The following is a 23,358-nucleotide window of genomic DNA, read 5'->3' as shown; positions in this document are numbered from 1 at the left end:
TGAGCGAAAAATCATCACATTGATTCTGAGAGGTGTCTCAAAGATGGGACTTGCCTCTGCTTTACTAAGGATGCAGAGCTTACCGCTATTAATGCCCTGTATTCGCTAATGATTTATCAACTTTGTTACTGTATATATTTATAAAACGAAGATGTGTATTTATATTGCGCGCTCATTTGCATATTAATCAGCATCCTACTAACTTTTGACTAGGGTTTTTAAGCCTTGAAAGAATACTTGGATTTGCGAAAAGATGTCTCTTCGCACAGACATGGCATTTTTTATGGGGAAGACTAGGCTTAAGGGTAAGTAAACTATAAAAAAACAGGTGAAATACTTCTCTCTTTTCAAGCCGATTGGGCATAACGATGGATTGCCATTGATGAGAGCTAAGTATGCGTTCAATTAAAACCTGAAATTGCTATTACAAATAATTTTCACAGCGCTTAAAAATAGTGCTTTGTGACAACGGGGGATGTATGGATATTGAAGTTTCGCGCCAGGTTGCGGTAGTTGAAGCAACGAGTGGAGATGTCGTCGTAGTTAAGCCAGACGGCAGCGCAAGAAAAGTTTCAGTTGGCGATACCATCCGTGAAAATGAGATCGTGATTACGGCCAACAAGTCAGAGCTTGTATTAGGCGTTCAGAATGATTCGATTCCGGTTGCAGAGAATTGCGTCGGTTGTGTTGATGACAACGCTGCATGGGTAGATGCCCCAATAGCTGGTGAGGTTAATTTTGACTTACAGCAATCAGATGCAGAAACCTTTACTGAAGACGACCTTGCTGCAATTCAAGAAGCCATTTTAGGTGGTGCCGATCCGACTCAAATCTTAGAAGCAACGGCTGCTGGTGGCGGACTAGGTTCTGCAAATGCTGGCTTTGTGACGATTGACTATAACTACACTGAAACTCATCCATCGACTTTCTTTGAGACCGCTGGTCTAGCAGAACAAACTGTTGATGAAGACAGAGAAGAATTCAGATCTATCACTCGTTCATCAGGTGGCCAATCAATCAGTGAAACACTGACTGAAGGCTCCATATCTGGCAATACCTATCCCCAATCTGTAACAACGACAGAAACGATTATTGCTGGTAGTTTAGCTCTCGCCCCTAACTCTTTCATTCCAGAAACTTTATCCCTCGCTTCACTACTTAGTGAATTAAACAGCGACATTACTTCAAGTGGTCAGTCCGTTATCTTCACCTATGACGCGACGACTAATTCTATCGTTGGTGTTCAAGGTACCGACGAAGTATTACGTATCGACATTGATGCCGTCAGTGTTGGCAATAACATTGAGCTTTCTCTAACCACAACGATTTCCCAGCCGATTGATCATGTACCGTCGGTTGGCGGTGGTCAGGTTTCTTACACTGGCGATCAAATAGATATTGCCTTTGATATTCAAGGTGAAGACACCGCTGGGAACCCGCTAGCAACACCCGTTAACGCACAAGTTTCAGTGTTTGACGGGATAGATCCGTCTGTTGAAAGTGTCAATATCACTAACGTTGAAACTAGCAGCGCGGCAATCGAAGGGACGTTCTCAAATATTGGTAGTGATAACCTTCAATCAGCCGTATTTGATGCAAGTGCACTGGACCAGTTTGATGGGTTGCTCAGTGATAATCAAAACACGCTTGCGAGACTTTCTGATGATGGAACAACGATTACTCTGTCCATCCAAGGTCGAGGTGAGGTTGTTCTCACTATCTCTCTAGATACCGATGGCACCTATAAATTCGAGCAGTCTAATCCGATAGAACAAGTGGGTACCGATTCACTAACGTTCGCTTTGCCAATCACGATTACCGATTTTGACCAAGATGTTGTAACCAATACGATCAACATTGCCATTACTGATGGCGATAGCCCTGTTATTACTAATGTTGACAGTATTGATGTTGATGAAGCGGGCATTGTTGGCGGCTCACAAGAGGGCACGGCGGCAGTGTCTGGCAGCGGCAGTATTACCGCGGATATTTTTGAAAGTGACATCATCGACCATTATGAACTGGAGCCGACGGAATTTAATACGGGTGGCGCCTTGGTTTCAAATGGTGAGGCTGTGCTACTTGAGCTGATTGGTGAGATCGGTGGTGTAAGAACTTATGAAGGTTACGTTGAGGTCAATGGAACGAGAATTACGGTCTTTGATGTTAAAATTGATAGCCCTTCATTGGGCAACTATGAGTTTAATCTTTATGAAGAACTTTCTCATCAAGGCGCTGAAGATGCGCTGCTAACTTTTGCATTGCCAATTTATGCTGTTGATGCAGATGGCGACCGTTCTGCACTATCTGGCGGTTCGAGTACACCAGAAGCCGCAGAGATTCTCGTTAATGTCACAGATGATGTTGTTGAGCTAGTTGATAAAGTTGAGTCAGTCACGGAACCAACTTTAGCCGGCGATACCGTTGTTTCGTATAACCTATTCAACTTCGAAGGCGCTGATGGCTCGACAATTCAATCGTTTAACTATGATGGTGTTGATTACTCACTAGATCAGAGCTTGCTGCCAGATGCTGTTCAAACATTCAGTTTTACTGAGGGTGTTGTAACCATCTCACTAAATGGCGATTTTAGTTTTGAAGTCGCTCGTGATATCGACCACTCAAGCAGTGAAACTCTCGTCAAACAGTTCTCGTTTTTAGCTGAAGATGGTGATGGAGACACTGACACTTCATCGCTTGAGCTAAGTATCACTGACGGTCAAGATCCAATCATTGATTTGATCCCGCCAGTTACTCTCTCAGAAGCCAACCTTGCTGATGGATCCTCTCCAAGTGGAAGTGCGGTCAGCGCTACCGAGACGATTACCTTTACTGCTGGTAGTGATGATGTAGCTAAATTTCGTATTGAACCAACTGAATTCAATGTCGATGGGACACTGAAATCGAATGGGTTTGCGGTTGAGATAAAAGAAGACTCTGCTATTCAGGGCACTTACATCGGTTTTATTACCAACGCTTCTGGCTCTGAAATCCCAGTATTCACCATTAGTTTCTCTGCTACTACGTTAGGTGAATACACCTTTACCTTACTTGAAGCGCTAGACCATGTGGATGGCCTAGATAAAAACGATTTAAGCTTTGAGCTTCCTGTTTATGCGGTAGACAGCGATGGCGATGACTCATTGGTGTCTCAGCTTAATGTGACTATTGGTGATGACGTTCAAATCATGCAAGACGGTACGTTAGATATCATCGAGCCAAATCTTGCTGACGGCACTGTAACAACCAACACCATTGACGTGATGCCCGATCAAAGTGCAGATGGCGCGACCATCACTCAGTTCAATTATGACGGTGTCGTAAATACACTGGATCAAAGTATTTCAGGCGAGCAGCAGTTTAACTTCGCAGAAGGTCGCTTGTTCATCACCCTTGAAGGTGAAATGCGTTTCGAGCCAAACCGTAACCTAGACCACTCTGCGAGCGAAGACATCGTGAAGTCGATTGTGGTGACTTCAAGTGACTTCGATAACGATTCTCTGACTTCTACCGTAACGCTGACGATTACTGATGGTGATAACCCTACGATTGACGTTATTCCAAGCGTAACCCTTTCTGAAACAAATCTGACTGATGGCTCCGCTCCTAGTGGCAGCGCGGTGAGCTCCACTCAAACCATCACATTTACCAACCAAAGTGATGATGTGGTTCGTTTCCGAATTGAACCAACGGAATTCAATACTAACGATGATCTTAAATCGAACGGTTTAGCCGTTGAGTTACGTGAAGAGCCGACAGGGTCGGGTGACTACATTGGTTTTACTACTAGTGCGACGAATGTCGAAACCACGGTATTTACGCTGAGTTTTTCTAGCACCATATTAGGTGAATACACGTTCACACTCATTGAAGCGTTGGACCATCAAGATGCCCGTGGTAACAACGAGCTCAGCTTTGATCTGCCTGTTTATGCGGTAGACAGTGACGGCGATGATTCACTGATGTCTCCGTTAAATGTCACTATCGGTGATGATGTTCAAATCATGCAAGATATTGCGTTAGATATCGTCGAGCCCAATCTTGCAGATGGTACGGTAACAACTAACACCATTGATTTGATGCCAAATCAGAGTGCTGATGGCGCGACGATCACTCAGTTTACTTATGACGGTCAACTACGAACCCTTGATCAGAATGACAATGGTGAACAGCAATTCAGTTTTACTGAAGGCGAACTATTCATCACGCTTCAAGGCGAAGTGCGCTTTGAGCCCAACCGCAATCTCGACCACACGCTGAACGAAGACATTGTGAAATCAATCGTGGTGACATCTAGTGACTCCGATAACGATGTGCTTACCTCAACCGTCACGCTGACCATTACCGATGGTGATATTCCGACCATTGATAATGTGCCAACTGTGAACTTGTCGGAAACCAATCTGAGTGATGGCTCTGCACCAAGCGGTAGCGCGGTTAGCTCAACTCAAACTATTACTTACACCACTCAAAGTGATGATGTGACCAGCTTCCGTATTGAACCGACTGAGTTCAATTTTGGCGGCACTCTCACATCAAACGGATTAGCTGTCGAGCTGAAAGCTGACCCAACCACACCGGGCGGCTACATCGGTTATGTTACTGATGGTTCGAATGTTGAAACCAATGTGTTCACGATTAGTTTCTCGGATACCAATTTAGGTCAATACACCTTCACCTTACTTGAAGCACTAGACCATGTAGATGGCCTCGCAAATAATAATTTGAGTTTCGACTTACCGGTTTACGCGGTCGATAGCGATGGCGATGACTCGTTGGTGTCTCAACTTAACGTGACCATTGGTGATGATGTTCAAATCATGCAAGGTGGTACGTTAGATATCACTGAACCAAATCTTGCAGACGGCACAGTGACAACCAATACCATCGATGTGATGCCAGGACAAAGTGCCGATGGTGCGACGATCACTCAGTTTACGTATGACGGTCAAGTTCGAACACTGGATCAAACGGACACAGGTGAGCAGCAATTTAGCTTCACAGAGGGTGAGTTGTTCATCACTCTTGAAGGTGAAGTACGCTTCGAACCAAATCGCAATCTAGACCACACGGTTAGCGAAGATATCGTCAAGTCGATAGTGGTGACCTCAAGCGATTTAGATAACGATGTGGTGACGTCAACGGTCACTCTGACCATTACTGACGGTGATATCCCAACCATTGATGCGGTGCCAAGTGTCACTTTCTCTGAAACGAATCTTGCAGATGGTTCTTCACCAAGCGGCAGTGCAGTAAGCCAAACAGAGACGATTACCTTCACCAATCAAAGTGATGATGTTGCGAGTTTCCGTATTGAGCCAACCGAGTTCAATGTGGGCGGTGCACTTAAATCGAATGGATTTGCGGTCGAGATAAAAGAAGATTCGGCTAATCCGGGTACTTACATTGGCTTTATTACCAACGGTTCGGGCGCTGAAATCCCAGTGTTTACGATTGCTTTCTCTACGAGCTCATTGGGTGAATACACCTTTACTCTGCTTGAAGCGTTAGACCATGTAGATGGTTTAGATAAGAACGATCTGAGCTTCGATCTGCCTGTTTATGCGGTCGATACGGACGGCGATGATTCATTGGTGTCTCAGCTAAACGTGACCATCGGTGATGATGTCCAAATCATGCAAGACGGTACGTTAGATATCATCGAGCCAAATCTTGCAGACGGCACAATAACAACCAACACCATTGATGTGATGCCAAACCAAAGTGCTGATGGTGCGACGATCACTCAGTTTACTTATGACGGTCAGCTAAGAACGCTTGATCAAAATGACACTGGTGAACAGCAGTTCAGCTTCACAGAAGGCGAGTTGTTTATCACCCTTGAAGGTGAAGTGCGCTTTGAACCTAATCGCGATCTAGACCATTCCGTTAGCGAAGACATCGTGAAGTCGATAGTAGTGACTTCAAGCGACTTCGATAACGATCCGGTGACTTCAGCCATTACGCTGACCATTACTGATGGTGATAATCCGACTATCGATTCGGTACCGAGCGTTGTACTTGAAGAAGCTGATTTAACTGATGGCTCATCGCCAAGTGGCAGCGCGGTTAGTCAAACGGAAACCATCACTTTCACTAATCAAAGTGACGATGTTGAGAAATTCCGTTTAGAACCAAGTGAATTTAATACTAACAACGCGCTCAAGTCCGATGGCTTGATCATTGAGATTCGAGAGGAACCAACAGGATCCGGCAATTATATTGGTTTCACGACCGATATTTCGAATGTCGAAACCACTGTGTTTACACTCGATTTCAGCAGTACCACTTTGGGTGAGTACACCTTCACGCTTCTGGAAGCGATTGACCACACGCCTGTTCAAGGCAATAACGATCTAACATTCAACTTGCCAGTCTACGCGGTTGATAGCGACGGTGATGATTCGCTAATGTCGCCACTGGCTGTAACTATCACTGATGATATTCAAGTGATGGTTAATGACTCTCTCACAATTGAAGAGCCAACGGTTGCAGATTTGGCAGCAGGTACTCCGACGACAGCTTCCGTTAATGTACTTGATGAAGAAGGTGCTGATGGCACGACCATTACTCAGTTCACTTATGATGGTGGGGCGGTATTAACGCTTGATCAAAACGATACAGGTGAGCAGAAGTTCGTGGTTGCTGATGGGGCATTATATATCACTCTGCAAGGCGATATTCGTTTCGAACCAAGTCGTAACCTTGACCATACTGGTGGCGATATCGTGAAGTCGATAGTCGTAACTTCAAGTGATTCCGATAGCGATCTTGTGTCTTCAACGGTAACGCTAACCATTACTGATGGCGATATCCCAACCATTGACACAGTGCCAAGCGTTACGCTGGCAGAAACGAATCTGAGTGATGGCTCTGCACCAAGCGGCAGCGCGGTTAGCTCAACTCAAACCATCACTTACACCACTCAAAGTGATGATGTAACCAGCTTCCGTATTGAACCGACTGAGTTCAATGTTGGCGGTGCTCTCACATCAAATGGATTGGCGGTCGAACTGAAAGCTGACCCAACTACACCGGGTGGCTACATCGGTTTTGTGACTGATGGTTCGAACGTTGAAACTAACGTGTTTACGATTAGCTTCTCGGATACCAATTTAGGTCAATACACCTTCACCCTGCTTGAAGCGTTGGATCATGTAGATGGCTTAGTGAAGAATGATCTGACTTTTGATCTTCCTGTTTATGCGGTTGATAGCGATGGTGATGATTCACTGGTGTCTCAACTGAATGTGACCATTGGTGATGATGTACAGGTCATGCAAAACCAAGTGCTTAATATTATTGAGCCAACGGTTGCTGATTTGGCTGCAGGTACTCCGACGACAGCCACTGTTGATGTGATGCCTAGCCAAAGTGCCGATGGCGCGACAATCACTCAGTTTACTTACGATGGCGGGGCGGCAATAACACTCGACCAAAACGACACCGGTGAACAGAAGTTTGTATTTACTGAAGGTTCACTGTTCATCACCTTGCAAGGTGAAGTGCGTTTCGAGCCAAATCGCAATCTAAACCACACAGCGAGCGAAGACATCGTGAAGTCGATTGTGGTGACTTCAAGCGATTTAGATAACGATGTACTGACGTCAACGGTCACTCTGACTATTACTGATGGTGATATCCCAACCATTGATGCAGTGCCAAGCGTTACTCTGTCTGAAACTAATCTTAGTGACGGCTCAGCGCCAAGCGGCAGTGCTGTAAGTCAAACAGAGACGATTACCTTCACCAATCAAAGTGATGATGTGGCGAGTTTCCGTATTGAGCCAACAGAGTTCAATGTGGGCGGTGCACTGAAATCGAATGGATTTGCGGTTGAGATAAAAGAAGATTCGGCTAATCCGGGTACTTATATCGGTTTTATTACCGATGGTTCGAATACTGACGTTCCTGTCTTCAGCTTAAGCTTCTCCGGTACTACGTTAGGTGAATACACCTTCACACTGCTTGAAGCATTAGACCATGCCGATGGCTTAGATAACAACGTGCTGACCTTCGACTTGCCAGTTTATGCCGTCGACTCAGATGGCGATGACTCATTGGTGTCTCAGCTTAATGTGAATATTGGTGATGACGTCCAAATCATGGCGAATGGTACGCTGGATATTACCGAGCCGAATTTAGCTGACGGTACGGTGACGACCAATACCATTGATGTAATGACGGCGCAAAGTGCCGATGGCGCAGTGATTACCCAGTTCACTTATGACGGTGGTACCGCTCAAACTCTAGATCCAACAATCACAGGTGAGCAGAAATTTACGTTCACTGAGGGTGATGTGTTCGTCACCATCGAAGGTCACGTGCGCTTTGAGCCAAACCGTGATTTAGACCACGAAGATGGCGATATCGTTAAATCTCTCGTCTTTACGTCAAGCGATGGCGATATCGATGTTGAAACGGCCACTGTCACACTGACGATTATTGATGGTGATATCCCAACGATTGAATCGGTGCCAAGCATCGCGCTTGCTGAAGCAGATTTAGCGGATGGCTCGTCACCAATCATGGGTGCGGTGAGTCAAACAGAAACCATCTCATTCACGAATCAAAGCGATGATGTTGAGAAATTCCGTTTAGAGCCAAGTGAGTTCAACAGTGATGACTCATTGAAATCCGATGGTCTGCCAATTGATCTGAAAGAAGATCCGACAGGCTCAGGTAACTATGTTGGTTTTACAACTAGTGCCTCGAATGTAGAAACACAGATTTTCACATTAAGCTTTAGCGCTGCGACTCTGGGGCAATATACCTTTACGCTGTTGGAGAATATCGACCACGAGGATGGTCGTGGCAATAACGACTTCACGTTTGAACTACCAGTTTACGCGGTTGATACCGACGGTGATGATTCTTTAATGTCACCTCTGTCAGTCACTATTACCGATGATGTTCAAGTGATGGCTAGTGGCGATCTGACGATTGAAGAGCCTACTGTCGCCGACTTAGCTGCAGGTACGCCAACGACATCCGTTTTCGATGTATTAACATTCGCGAGTGCCGATGGCGCGAGCGTGACTCAATTTACCTATGACGGCACCGCTTACTCTCTAGACCCGAATGATGCGACCGAGCAAGAGTTTACCTTCACCGAAGGCTCACTGTTTATTACGACTCAAGGGGAAGTGCGCTTTGAGCCGAACCGAGATTTAGACCACTCAGCAGGCGATATTGTTAAAAATATCGTTGTGACATCAAGCGATGGCGATGATGACGTTCTTACCTCGACAGTGACGCTTACGATTACGGACGGCGATGTCCCAACCATAGATGTCATTCCACCAATCTCACTATCTGAAACGAATCTAACCGATGGCTCTGATCCGTCGAATTCTGCGGTCAGCGACACCAAAGTCATTCAGTATACTCATGAGAGTGACGATGTTGAGTCGTTCCGTATCGAGCCAACAGAGTTCAATACTCTAGGTACGTTAACGTCAAACAACTTGGCGGTTCAGCTAAAAGAAGATCCTAACAGTGCTGGCGATTATATCGGTTTTGTTAAAGACACGTCGGATGTTGAAACCAACGTCTTTACCATTAGCTTCTCGGATACAAATCTAGGTCAATACACATTTACGTTACTTGAAGCACTAGACCATGTAGATGGCCTCGCAAATAATAATTTGAGTTTCGACTTACCGGTTTACGCGGTCGATAGCGATGGCGATGACTCGTTGGTGTCTCAACTTAACGTGACCATTGGTGATGATGTCCAAATCATGCAAAACGGCACATTAGATATCGTTGAACCGAATGTTGCTGATTTGGCTGGTGGTACTGTAACAACCAATACCATCGATGTGATGCCAGAACAAAGTGCCGATGGCGCGACGATCACTCAATTTACGTATGATGGTCAAACTCGAACATTGGATCAAACTGACAATGGTGAGCAGCAATTTAGCTTCACAGAAGGTGAGTTGTTTATCACTCTTGAAGGTGAAGTGCGTTTTGAGCCAAATCGTAATTTAGACCACACAACGAGCGAAGACATCGTGAAGTCGATTGTGGTGACTTCAAGTGACTTCGATAACGATCCCGTGACAGCAACGGTTACGCTGACGATTACCGATGGTGATATCCCAACCATCGATGCCGTGCCAAGCGTTACTCTATCTGAAACTAACCTTAGCGATGGCTCTAGCCCGAGCGGTAGCGCAGTAAGTCAAACCGAGACGATTACTTTCACTAACCAAAGTGATGATGTGACGAGTTTCCGCATTGAACCAACTGAGTTTAATGTCGGTGGTGTACTGAAATCGAATGGGTTTGCGGTCGAGATAAAAGAAGATTCTGCTAATCCGGGCACTTACATAGGCTTTATTACCAACGGTTCGAGCGCTGAAGTCCCCGTGTTTACCATTAGCTTCTCTTCAACCACGTTAGGAGAATACACTTTCACTCTACTTGAAGCGCTAGACCATGTTGATGGCCTAGCGAACAATGATCTGAGCTTTGACCTGCCTGTTTATGCGGTAGACAGTGATGGTGATGATTCACTGGTATCGCAGCTTAATGTAACGATTGATGATGATGTTCAAATCATGCAAGGTGGTGCGCTCAATATTACCGAGCCGACCGTCGCTGATTTAGCGGCTGGTACATCGACCACGGCTACTTTTGATGTCATGCCAAACCAAAGTGCTGACGGCGCGACCATCACTCAGTTCACTTATGATGGCGTCGTAAACACCCTCGATCAAAATATTGCAGGCGAACAGCAGTTTATCTTCGCAGAAGGCAAACTGTACATTACCCTCGAAGGTGAAGTTCGCTTTGAGCCTAATCGAGATCTTGACCATACGGCCGGCGATATTGTTAAGTCGATAGTGGTGACCTCAAGCGATTTCGACAAAGACTCAGTCACGTCAACCGTTACGTTAACGATCACCGATGGTGATATTCCAACCATTGATGTTATTCCAACGGTTAGCTTATCTGAAACGAACCTGACGGATGGTTCAGCCCCAAGTGGCAGTGCGGTAAGTCAAACCGAAACCATCACCTTCACTAATCAAAGTGATGATGTGGTCCGCTTCCGCCTTGAACCAACAGAGTTCAATACCAATGATGCAGTCACATCGAATGGTTTAGCTGTTGAATTACGTGAAGATCCGCAAGGGTCGGGCAACTACATCGGATTTACAAGCAGCTCGTCGAATGCGGTAACCACAGTATTTACGTTGAGTTTTTCTGGGACAACCTTAGGTGAATACACCTTTACCTTAATCGAAGCCTTGGATCATCAAGATGCACGTGGCAACAACGACCTGAGTTTTGATCTGCCTGTGTATGCGGTGGATAGTGACGGCGACGATTCGTTAGTCTCTCAGCTTGGCGTGACTATTGGTGATGATGTGCAGTTGATGCAAGGCGGCACAATAACCAGTCGTGAGCCTGCTGGAGTCGTCGAAACATCGAATACTCTGGACGTGATGCCAAATCAGAGCGCAGATGGAGCAAAAATCACTTCATTTGTGTTTGATGGAAACAGTGCAGAAAGCCTTGATCTCAATGTGAATGGCGAGCAAGAGTTTGTGTTCACTGAAGGTTCTGTATTTATTACCACAGAAGGTGAGATACGATTCGAGCCTGTGCGAAATCAAGATCACACGAGTGGTGATATTACTAAGACGATTGTTGTTACATCTACTGACCTTGATGGTGATATCGTCTCATCTACCGTGACATTGAAGATTACCGATGGTGATCTTCCAACGATCGATTTGGTCCCTGGAATTACGCTCTCAGAAGTGGATCTCGCTGATGGTTCTTCGCCAACCGGCAATCCAGTGGCGATGACTCAAGTTATTACCTACTCAGAGGGTAGTGACGATGTTAGTTATTTCAGAATTGACCCTGCTCAGTTCAATACTTCGGGGGCTTTGAAGTCGAATGGATTAGAGGTTGAGATTAAAGAGCAGCCAGCGAATTCTGGTAATTACATTGGCTTCGTCAAGGACGGTTCTAACGTCGAAACCAACGTCTTCACGATCAGTTTCTCGACAACCAATCTAGGGCAATATACGTTCACACTGCTTGAAGCGTTAGACCATACAGATGGATTACAAAACAATACTCTAAGTTTCGATGTCCCTGTTTTAGCGGTTGATACCGATGGTGATGATTCTGCAATGTCGCCAATGACCGTGGTGATCACCGATGATGTACAAGGCGTTCAAGATGGGGCGTTAAGTATCACTGAGCCTTCACTTGCTGATATAGCAGCAGGTACGCCAACCACGCCAACAATCGACGTTATGCCGACACAGAGTGCTGATGGCGCGAAAGTGACTCAGTTTATCTACGATGGTGGCACGGCTGTTACGTTAGACCCAACTGTGTCTACAGAACAAGTTTTTACCGTAACCGATGGCTTACTGTACATCACGATTGAAGGTGAGGTGCGCTTTGAACCAAGTAGAAATCTAGACCATTCATCTGGCGATATCGTGAGAACGATAGTCGTGACGACCAGTGATTTTGATAACGATACCGATACCGCGGATGTCACGTTGACGATCAAAGACGGAATTGATCCGGTTATCGATGTAGTGCCAGATATTAACCTATCGGAAGTTGGTCTTGCTGATGGCTCTATGCCGAGTGGTTCAGCGGTTAGCTCGACACAAACGATCACTTATACCGTGGGTAGTGATGATTTAAGCCACTTTAGAATTGCAACCAACGAGTTCAATCCTGGCGACCTACTCAAATCAAATGGTCTTGTTGTTCAGTTAAAAGAAGATCCTGCTTCACCTGGCGACTACATCGGGTTTACTGATGACGGGGCCGGTAACGTAACTAATGTATTCACCATTGATTTTGATAGCGTTAATAAAGGGCAGTTCACCTTCACTTTGATTGAGGCGTTAGATCACCTTGATGGTGATCTTAATAACAGCCTCAACTTCAACCTGCCTGTTTACGCCGTTGATACCGATGGTGATGATTCGGTTAAACGCGATGTCATGGTAACGATACAAGATGACATTCAACAGATGCAAGATGGCACGTTAAGCATCACAGAGCCAAATACTGGCACACCAACCACTGCTACTGTTGATGTAATGCCTACACCAAGTGCTGATGGGGCGACCATTACTCAGTTTACTTTTGGTGGCGGTTCAGCGATCACCTTGGATCAAACTAACAATGGCGAGCAAGAGTTTACCTTCACTGAAGGCTCATTGTTTGTCACGCTAAGCGGTGATGTAAGGTTCGAACCAAACCGAAATCTAGATCATTCTGCGGGCGACATTGTTAAGTCGATTGTGTTTACGTCTTCTGACTTTGATAAAGATACCTTTTCATCAACAGTCACGCTTACGATTGTTGATGGCGATGGACCAACAATCAACGTTGTGCCAAGTGTCAGCTTGTCGGAAAGCTTACTTGCGGATGGTTCGACACCTAGCGGAACGCCTGTCAGTGTGACTCAGACTATCACCTCGCTAGCGAGCAGTGATGACATTGGAAAAATAGTCGTTGAAGCTGGGCTGTTCAATACCAACGGCGTGTTGAAGTCTGATGGCCTTGAATTGAGTTTACGTGAGGAGCCTGCGGGTTCTGGCGACTACATTGCGTTTACGACGGATGGTTCGGGTGGTGAGAAAATCATATTCACCCTAGATTTTGATGATACTAATCCTAGCCAGTATACCTTTACGCTGCTTGAGCGTTTGGATCACGTTGATGGCTTAGGAAGCAACGATCTGAGTTTTGATCTTTCTGTTTACGCGCAAGACACCGATGGCGATATTTCAGCGTCTAAACCGCTTTCAGTAACCATCACCGATGATGTCCAGTTAATGAAGTCTGGTGCGCTTAGCATCACTGAACCAAGCACGGGCACACCTACCACAACGACATTTGATGTGATGCCTGCGCAAAGTGCTGATGGCGCCACCATAACCAAATTTACTTATGGTAGTCAGCCTGAAGAGTCTCTGGTGCAAACCAACACTGGTGAGCAAGAGTTTGTATTTACGGAAGGTTCGTTGTTTATCACGCTTGAAGGTGATGTGCGCTTTGAGCCTAATCGAAACCTGAATCATTCTGGTGGTGATATCGTTAAGACGATTACCGTGACATCAGAAGATAAAGACGGTGATATTGTTACTTCGACCGTGACATTGACGATTTCAGATGGTGCTCCACCGGTAATTGATACTGTACCAACGGTTGCATTGGAAGAAGCGAATCTCGTGGATGGTTCATCTCCGAGCTTACCTGTGAGCCAAACTGAAACCATTGCTTTCACAGCGGGAAGTGATGATGTGAGCTATTTCCGTATTGATACCACTCAGTTCAACACGTCTGGTGATTTGAAATCGGATGGCCTAGTGGTTCAGCTTAAAGAAGATCCAGCCAACAGCGGAACCTATATTGGTTTCGTTGAGAGTGGGGGTGTTCAAACGGATATCTTTACCATCACTTTTAATAGTGTAGTGCTAGGCGAATACACCTTCACTTTGTTGGAAGAGCTCGATCATCTGCCTGTGCAAGGCAACAACGATCAAGTATTCACTCTGCCAGTGATCGCGGTCGACCAAGACAATACCGACTCTGTGATGAAACCTTTGACCGTTACTATCACCGATGATGTGCCTGTCATTACCGATACGACAGCGACCAGCACATTTGTGGTTGATGAAGATGATCTCGGCTCTGCGATTTCTCAAGCAACAGGTGCATTTGTTACCACAGAAGGTGCAGACCAAGTAGAGGTTTACGAACTGCGTAATATCTCTGCGCTTGAAGCGACATTGACCTCTGGAACTGAAGCGATTTCTATTACAGAAGTCACAGGTGCCGCCAACACAACGACCTATCAAGGTACGACGACAAGTGGAACTCCTATCTTCACGCTCGCGCTAGCGAATGACGGCTCTTATACGTTTACGTTGCTAGGTCCTCTAAACCACCCAACAAGCCCGAATTCCAATACCTTAACGATTCCATTTGATGTCGTTGCGGTTGATGGTGACGGCGATGATTCTAACCAATATGTATTGCCAATCGAGGTGCTAGACGATGCGCCAGTAATGAGTGCGCCGACGGGTGAAACGGTTGTCGATGAAGACGATCTTACTGGTATTGGTTCCGATCAATCTGAAGACACCATTATTAATGGCCTGTTCACTGTCGATGAAGGCGCGGATGGTGTTGTGAAGTATGAACTGGTTGATGAAGATTTGGTTCTGACTGGCTTAACCTCCAACGGAGAAAGTTTAGAGTGGCTTGCTGTTTCACAAAGCGGCACAACATTTACTTACGTTGCTCAAACTGCAACGAGTAATGAAGCTGTGTTTGAGATTATTTTCGATACCTCGGATAACAGCTATCAGTTTGAATTGTTTAAACCACTTAAGCACCCTGATGGCGCGAATGAAAACGCAATTGACCTTAACTTTTCTGTTGTTGCAGAAGATTTTGATCAAGACCAATCAAACGCGATCGATTTGAAAATCACGGTGACTGATGATGTTCCATTGGTGACAACTCAATCGATCACACGAATTGAAGGCCAGGGCTATGGTAATTCCAAAGTTGACATGTTTGCTAATGCGACGGATGTCGGCGCGGATGGCGCGGTACTGAGTCGAATTGAGGGCATTACCAGTAATGGTGCAGATATTGTTTTCCGTACAGGAAACAGCGGGCCGTACAGCAGCAGTTTCGATTTAAATAGCGGTAGTCAACAAGTACGAGTGTACGAACAAACCGACGATGGTAGTGGTGGCGTGGACACCCGTGAGCTAGGGCGTTTGCGTATCAACTCAAATGGCGAGGTTGAATTTAGAGCTAACGGCTATCTCGATCATGACGGCCTAGACACCATCGATTTTTCGATTAATGTGATTGCGACGGATGGCGATTTAGATACCTCTGAAACACCGTTAGATATAACGATTATTGATAGGGACTCTACAAGAATCGCTCTGAAAGTGACGACCTTCGAGGATGCGGGTAGAGACTCAACCATACCTTATGCAACAGGCGATGAGCCGGCTCTTGAGAATATTCAAGATAACCAAAATGGTTTGCCCAATGCGCCAGCTCAAGTTGCGCTGCAAGTTAGTCTGTATGACCAAGATAACGCTGAATCTATTGGCCAGTTGACGATTAAAAGCCCGAACGGAGGTGATAGTCATCAAGGTACTTTTTATTACTTTGATGGTGCTGACTACATTGAATTAGTGCCTGAGTCAAATGGGAGCATTATATTTGGTCCTCCTCAACTCGAACAAAGCTTTGCTCCAAATCCGAATGAGCCAAGACAAACTATTGCGACGATAGACAACTTGTTCTTTGTTCCGGACCAACACGCTAGTTCGGATGAAACTGGTGGGCGCGTTCGTTATGAGCTAGAAATTGAGAAAAATGGCAATACGGATCACACCGTTAACTCAAACTTCAGAATCGAGATTGAAGCGGTAGCGGATATTGCAACGTGGGATGACGCCAACAGTACTTATCAGTATCAAGTGAATGAAGATGAAGACAATGTTACGTTGCAGCTGAATGCTGAATCGCAAGATAACAGTAATACTGAGACGATTACCTATGAACTTGAAGCGATTCAGGGTGATGGGAAGTTTGAGTTACTTGATCAAAATGGCAATGTGTTAACGCCTGTTAATGGTGTTTATATCATCGCATCTGCTGATATCAATAGCACAGTCGTTAACCCAATCGACAACTTCTCTGGACAAATTGAGTTCAAAGCGACGGCAATTACGGAAGAGACGCTTAACCCATACGATGACTCAGCGAACGGCGGGTTAGACAAAACGACCGCTCGCTCTGTTGAGCAAAATATTATCATTGATGTGACTGCCGACGCGGATCCTGGTTCATTCAGTGTTAACAGGATTCGTATTAACGAAGACAATATTGATGACCCAGACTACCTAGGTCCTCTGGACAACAAAGATGCCTTCACGCTAGACGAAGTCATCACAATGAACGGCTCAGTGGACACTGATGGTTCAGAAGAGCTATTTGTTCGTATCAGTAATATTACCGAAGGGGCGGTGCTTTATTTCCTTGGAACTACGACCCCAGTTCCTACAATCACCATTAACGGTATTGATTATCAGGAAGTGGCGTATTCCGATCTCGCCAACGTAGAGATTGTTCCGACTAAACACAGCAATGTCGATTTTACTTTTGATGTAACCGGTGTGGTTAAAGACACTGCGAACCTCTCTACTGGTGCACAAGTTGATGAAGAAATCCTAGGAACTAAAACGGTTAACGTTGAGGTTAAAGGGGTTGCAGATATTCCTTATGGCGGTACAAACGGTTCGGCTTGGACAGCAATCACCGATGGCACAACACCTGGTGTTCAAACCACGATCCAAGAGAGCCAGAATGGAGACAGCTACGCCGAGCTTGATTTCACCGTGTTGTCGGGAGAGAGAAGACCTGATCCTGCAGCAGTAGATCAAACCCCATTACCTGACGATGGTTCAGAATCCATAACCGTTATCCTCTCGGGTATTCCTGATGGCGTTATTCTGGAAGACGGTGACGGTACCATTATTGACCTTAACTTTGTCGGTTACGAAACCGGTCCGGGTGGTAGCCCCGATCTTTCTAAACCTATCTACGAAGCGAACATCACTGACGCAGTTAAAACCTCAGGAATCCGCATCAGACCTGTCGATTCTTCAACAGAGAACATTCACATTCAGGGTAAAGTGATCGTGACTGAGAATGACGGTCATACGCTTACGTTTGACCAAGAAGTGCGAGTGTTGGTCGAACCTAGAATCGATACCTCAGCGACGTACAGCACAGTCACTAATGGCGATGAAGATACGGCGATCAGTATTGATTGGCACCCAGAGGGTACTGATTATATTGATGATGATGAGCATTTCACTTCTATTGTGATCAGTGCCATTCCGACAGATGTTGAAAGTGTTGTGGTTAATGGCGATGTAACTTGGGTTTACGATGCTTCAGCAGGCACTTTAACCATTACGCCGAAGAGTGGACAGACGGCAGAAGAGTTTACTCAAATTGCACTGAACAATAATTTTATTCAGATCACACCTGAACAAGATTCGAGCACCGACTTTACGCTTAATACGGTTGTCATGATCGAAGAGCGAGATCATGAGTATGTTGATGCGACTGATCCTGGTCAGGGCATCGCTACCGCGACAATCACGGGCTCGATTGATGTTATCGTACGTCCAGTCGTTGAGCCGAAAGACGCTAGCAACAAGCTTATCGTCGATGATGTGCTGGGTACTGGAGCACTAGCAACCGTAGTTGCTGATGCAAACACTGGCGTGCTTAAGTTCACAACCAACAGCGATAATACATCGGTTACGGATGAGTTCGTCATTCGATATCAAGAAACAGATGCTTCGTCCGCTATCGAAGAAGTTGACCAGTTAGTTATTGAATTAACAAACGTGGACGGTTCGGAGCTATCAGATGCTGTACTCAATCAACTGCTCGTTATTGGCGCTGCTTATGAAGGCAATGGGCGCTGGGTTGTAACGAATGAAGACATATTTAGCATCAGTGCATCGAACGGCCTTGTTCTTCCTTCAGGAAACAGCGGGGCAGGAGGGTTCAATGACATCAAGATGGATATCTTTAGCACGGTAATAGACCGAGGTGATGGTGCTGAGGTTGAGTCATCTACGGCCGCTCGTAGGGACGGAGAAGTCACTCTGTCATTCCCTCAAGTGGTGGCTGGGAGTACTAAGGTTGCAGCCGATATTGATATAACACCAGACAGTGTTGTTGATGCGATTGAGGACACCCAGTTAGATCTAGGTACGGCATTGAATGGTTTAATTACTTTCTCGGGCGAAGATGACTCAACTGATCAAGTGACCATCATTATTGATGACAGTGTGACCATTAATCCAGGAGCGGTGAACGAAGTCACCTTCCCAATTAGTTTATCGGGAAGCAGCGACCTAGACTTTGTTAATGGCAAATATGTATTCCAGACTACCGTCGATCAAGGGGTCTCGACCGACCTCTCTGGACTACTGCTTAACTTACCAGTCGACTACTCCGGCGACTTTAGGTTGCCGTTGACGATAGTAACTAAAGACGTATTGTCGGGGGATGAGAAAACTCTAGTGACAGAAGTAGTCATTAAAGTTGCTCCTGATGTTGAAGGTAACCCAGATATTGACGTTACTGTCGTTGGTTCGCTTGACGATTCGTTTAACCCTGTCGATACCGACGGTCAAGCAGGGCAAGATCCAGTCGGCTACGAAGATACCTATATCCAACTTGATTTCAGCTCGACCATTGATGACCAAGTAAGCGGAGTTGAAGGTGGTGACGAAAAATTCACCTCTATCACACTGACGTTAAATGACACGAGTGTTGGGGCTTTCTATGCCAGCGCAGGGGTATCGCTTGGCACATCGGTGACCTTTAATGAAGCTGAGATTAATGCAGGCGCGTTGGATAATGTACTATTCCGACCGGCGTTAAATTACCCAACAGATAATGACGTAAATCAGGTGCAAGTGAATGTCAGCGGGACGATTACCGATACTGCTACATACAATGATGCAGCTTCGCCAACTGGCAGCGCGACTGATACCGATACTTTCTCTACCAATGTCAGTTTTGAAGTCGTTCCTGTGGTGGATGACGTGTCTGTCACTGGCCCGGGTAGCGATCCTGATGTTATCGAGATTACGGGTACTGAGGACCAGCTGATTTCTTTGTCGGGCACAGGGCCTGTATCGATTGCACTGACTGACCTTGATGGCTCAGAACAGTTTGTGTCGATTAAGTTTACAGATGTACCTGATGGCTTCCAGATGCGTGCAGATGCTGGTTCGGCATACACGGTGAAGAATAATGGTGGTGGTGAGTGGAGTGTTCAACTACCTCAAGCATCAGGGTTATCGTTCGACTTGAGTGAGATTTCGATTTTACCGCCTAAGGACTTCAGTGGTACGGCTGAATTTGGTGTTGCCGTATTTACTCAAGAATCTTTGTTGGGTGTGCCTACTGCAGCATCAAATCTGCCAAGCTTTAAGCTGCATGTGGTACCTGTGGGTGATGATGTTGATACTAATCCAACAGATTCTGTGACAGGTAACGAAGGTCAAAACATTGATATCGAAATCAATGCGACGATTTTGGATAAAGAGCTATCTGCAACGGGCAACGGCACTTATACCGAGAATGCACCAGAGACACTTCGAGTAGAAGTTGCGGGCGTTCCTCAAGATGCCTCTATCTATTATCCAGACGGCACAACCTTGGCTAGTTATGATCCAGTTACGCAGCTTTGGACACTTGATGTTCCTGCACAGTCGCTCGATAAGATCGTATTCAATTCAGGTGAACACAATAGCGATACGGGTAATGTATTAGGCATTAATGGCCCGCTGCAGATTACCGTTCGCTCTGTGGATACTGACGCTGATAACACCGAATATTTGGGGACGCCAACCAGCTTCGATGTTGATCTGGTGATTGATCCTATTAACGATCAACCGATCTTTGTGAACGTAACGAATATTGAAACATCGGAAGACATTAGTGTTGCTATCGACAACTTTAGTATCTACGACGTTGATGCTAACTTTGATAATCCAGACGCTCCGTATGTTCTTACGTTGCAAGTCGATCAAACACTTCCGGGAGCGCAAGGTGTGTTTGAGTTTACGAGCTCACCTGACGTGACGTTTGTATTGCAACCTGGTGGCTCATTGGTGATTACCGGTAAAGAAGCCGACATCAATACCGCATTGACTAATGGAGCCGTGACTTTCAAACCATACCCAGACCAGAACTATCTCAACCAGAGTGGTTTAGTCACGATTAATGCAACACTCGATGACGGCGGTAATAATGGCTTGATTGATGCGGGTGATCCGAATACAGCACAGACCAACCAAACTACTTTCACCATTAAAGTAACGGAAGTGAATGACGCTCCTGTGGCAACTGATGTTGATTTAGGTTCGATTGCTGAAGATGGTCAAATAGTGATTGTGGAAGGAGACTTGATTTCAGTAAGTTCTGACATTGAAAACCATAACCTGACGGTTACGGGTGTAACCCTGACTCAAGGACAAGGCCAATTAACGCGCTTTGAAAACGCAGGTGGCGCCGATAACGCGGCGATTACCGGACCATTCTGGCTGTTCGTTGCAGATAATGATTTCAACGGTGATGTGAAATTCAACTATTCCATTATCGATGATGGCACAACCAATGGTGTGGATGATTTCTTGACCGATAGCGCTGAAATTAGCCTCATCGTAACGGAAGTGAATGATGCACCTGTCGCGACAGACGTTGATTTAGGTTCGATTGCAGAAGATGGTCAAATCGTCATTGTTGAAGGGGATTTAATTGCAGCAAGCTCTGACCCAGAAAACCACAACTTAACAGTAACTGGTGTAACTCTGACTCAGGGACAAGGCCAACTAACCCGCTTTGAAAATGCAGGTGGCGCCGATGACGCGGCGATTACCGGACCATTCTGGCTATTTGTAGCGGACAACGACTTTAACGGTGACGTTAAATTCAATTACTCAATTACTGATGACGGTACAACTAATGGCGCGGATGACTTCCTAACCGACAGTGCTGAAATTAGTCTTGAAGTAACGGAAGTGAATGACGCTCCTGTAGCAACGGACATCGACTTAGGCAACATCCTTGAAGAAGGTCAGTTGATCATCAAAGAGGGCGATTTAATTGCTGCGACGAGCGATCCGGAAAACGACACGATTACCGTGACTAATCTGGCGCTCGATGAAGGCCAAGGTCAACTACAACGCTTCGAGAACGTAGGTGGTGCTGATGATGCTACGATCACTGGCCCATACTGGGTATTTACGGCAGCTGATGAATACAACGGCAACGTTAAGTTTACCTATACCGTAGAGGATGATGGTACAACCAACGGCGCTAATGACTTCCTAACGGATACAGCGGAGATCACCGCGATTGTCGATGGAGTGAACGATACACCGGTCGTTAATGGTGACAGTGTCACTACGGTTATTGACGAGGATGCTGGTCAACTGTTGAGTGGTATCAATGTCAGTGACCCTGATTATGTAGATACATTTTCTGATGATCTGATGACCGTCACGCTGACGGTGGATTACGGTACATTGAATGTATCACTTCCAGCAGTGACGACGGTTGTTGTTAACGGCAACAACACGGGTTCAGTCATCTTAGTGGGGACATTGAGTGACCTGAATGCGTTGATTGATACGCCAACCAGTCCAAATGGTGTTTTCCTTGATGCGAGCCTGTCTCCAACCAATAGCATTGGATTAGAAGTTGTTGCCAAAGACAGCGGCAACCCTTCAGGTATTGCGATAGAGACAGCACCTGTGGTTTACAACATCGCGGTGACGCCAGTGGCGAATGCACCAACCCTGTCTATCGATAGTGCGACTAACTACGTGAGAAACATTACTGCGAGTCAGTCTGTGAGTGCGAGTGGCATTCCTTTAGTTGGGATTATCGCAGCCTTAACGGACATTACAGAAGAGCTAACGCTGCATATCAGTGATGTACCTGCTGGCGCTCAAATCACCAGTGCTGCGGGTTCTGTGACGGATCTTGGCGGTGGTGTTTGGGTAGCAACGGCAGATGCAATTGAAAGCTTGCAAGCGGTTGGGCTTTCTCAAACTCCAGGTAACTACACACTGAAAGTCGAGGCGGTTTCTGAAGAGACTGACAACAACGATACAGCAACCTCTGCATCGATTGACCTTAACTTGAACATTGTGTCTAACGCAGTTGATATTAACTTGGCTTCGGAAACCGATGATGTTCAGTTACTGGCTGGTGCTAATGCGACTGACTTAACGGGTGGTTCAGGGAATGATCGACTTGAAGGTGGCGCAGGTGACGATACGCTTGTTGGCGGTGACGGTAACGACACCCTGATTGGCGGCGGAGGCTCAGACATTCTGACTGGTGGTGATGGTATGGACTCGTTCGTATGGCTTAACATCGAAGATGGTGTTGAAGATACGATTACCGACTTTGATTTGTCGGAAGGGGACAGCATTGACTTGAGAGAAGTGTTGCCGGAGCTTAAAAATACATCTCCAGACATGACCGCGTTGCTACAACAAATAGACGCGAAAGTGGACGGGGATGATATTGAGCTTACGATCAACCCGGATGGCTTAGGTACTACGGAACAGGTGATTGTGGTTGAAGACCTTGCGCCACAGCTAACCTTAAGTAGCACCATGCCTTCGGACATTCTGGATGCATTGGTACAGCAGAATGTGATAACTCACGGTTAAAGCGAACCATTGAACCATAACGAAAGAGGCCAGCATTGCT

Annotated in this window: 1 protein-coding gene; it reads left to right on the top strand. The window is 45.9% G+C overall.

Translation table 11 applies throughout. From position 1 onward, the window contains the following. The first annotated feature begins 479 nt into the window (after positions 1-479). Positions 480-23,318 carry a retention module-containing protein gene (locus AB6E51_RS06940; RefSeq protein WP_372058031.1) on the top strand — a complete coding sequence of 7,613 codons (22,839 nt, stop codon included), beginning with the start codon at positions 480-482 and terminating at the stop codon, positions 23,316-23,318. Positions 23,319-23,358: the final 40 nt, after the last annotated feature.

It is taken from the genome of Vibrio sp. 10N.247.311.47 (assembly GCF_041467535.1).
Lineage (GTDB): Bacteria > Pseudomonadota > Gammaproteobacteria > Enterobacterales > Vibrionaceae > Vibrio > Vibrio crassostreae_C.
The sequence above is the reverse complement of the archived record's forward strand: the minus strand, read 5'-3'. Positions and strand labels throughout refer to the sequence as shown.

What these genes read in the sequence shown, in the direction of transcription:
- AB6E51_RS06940 (WP_372058031.1), top strand. Translation starts at nt 480, where the DNA reads ATGGATATTGAAGTTTCGCGCCAGGTTGCGGTAGTTGAAGCAACGAGT.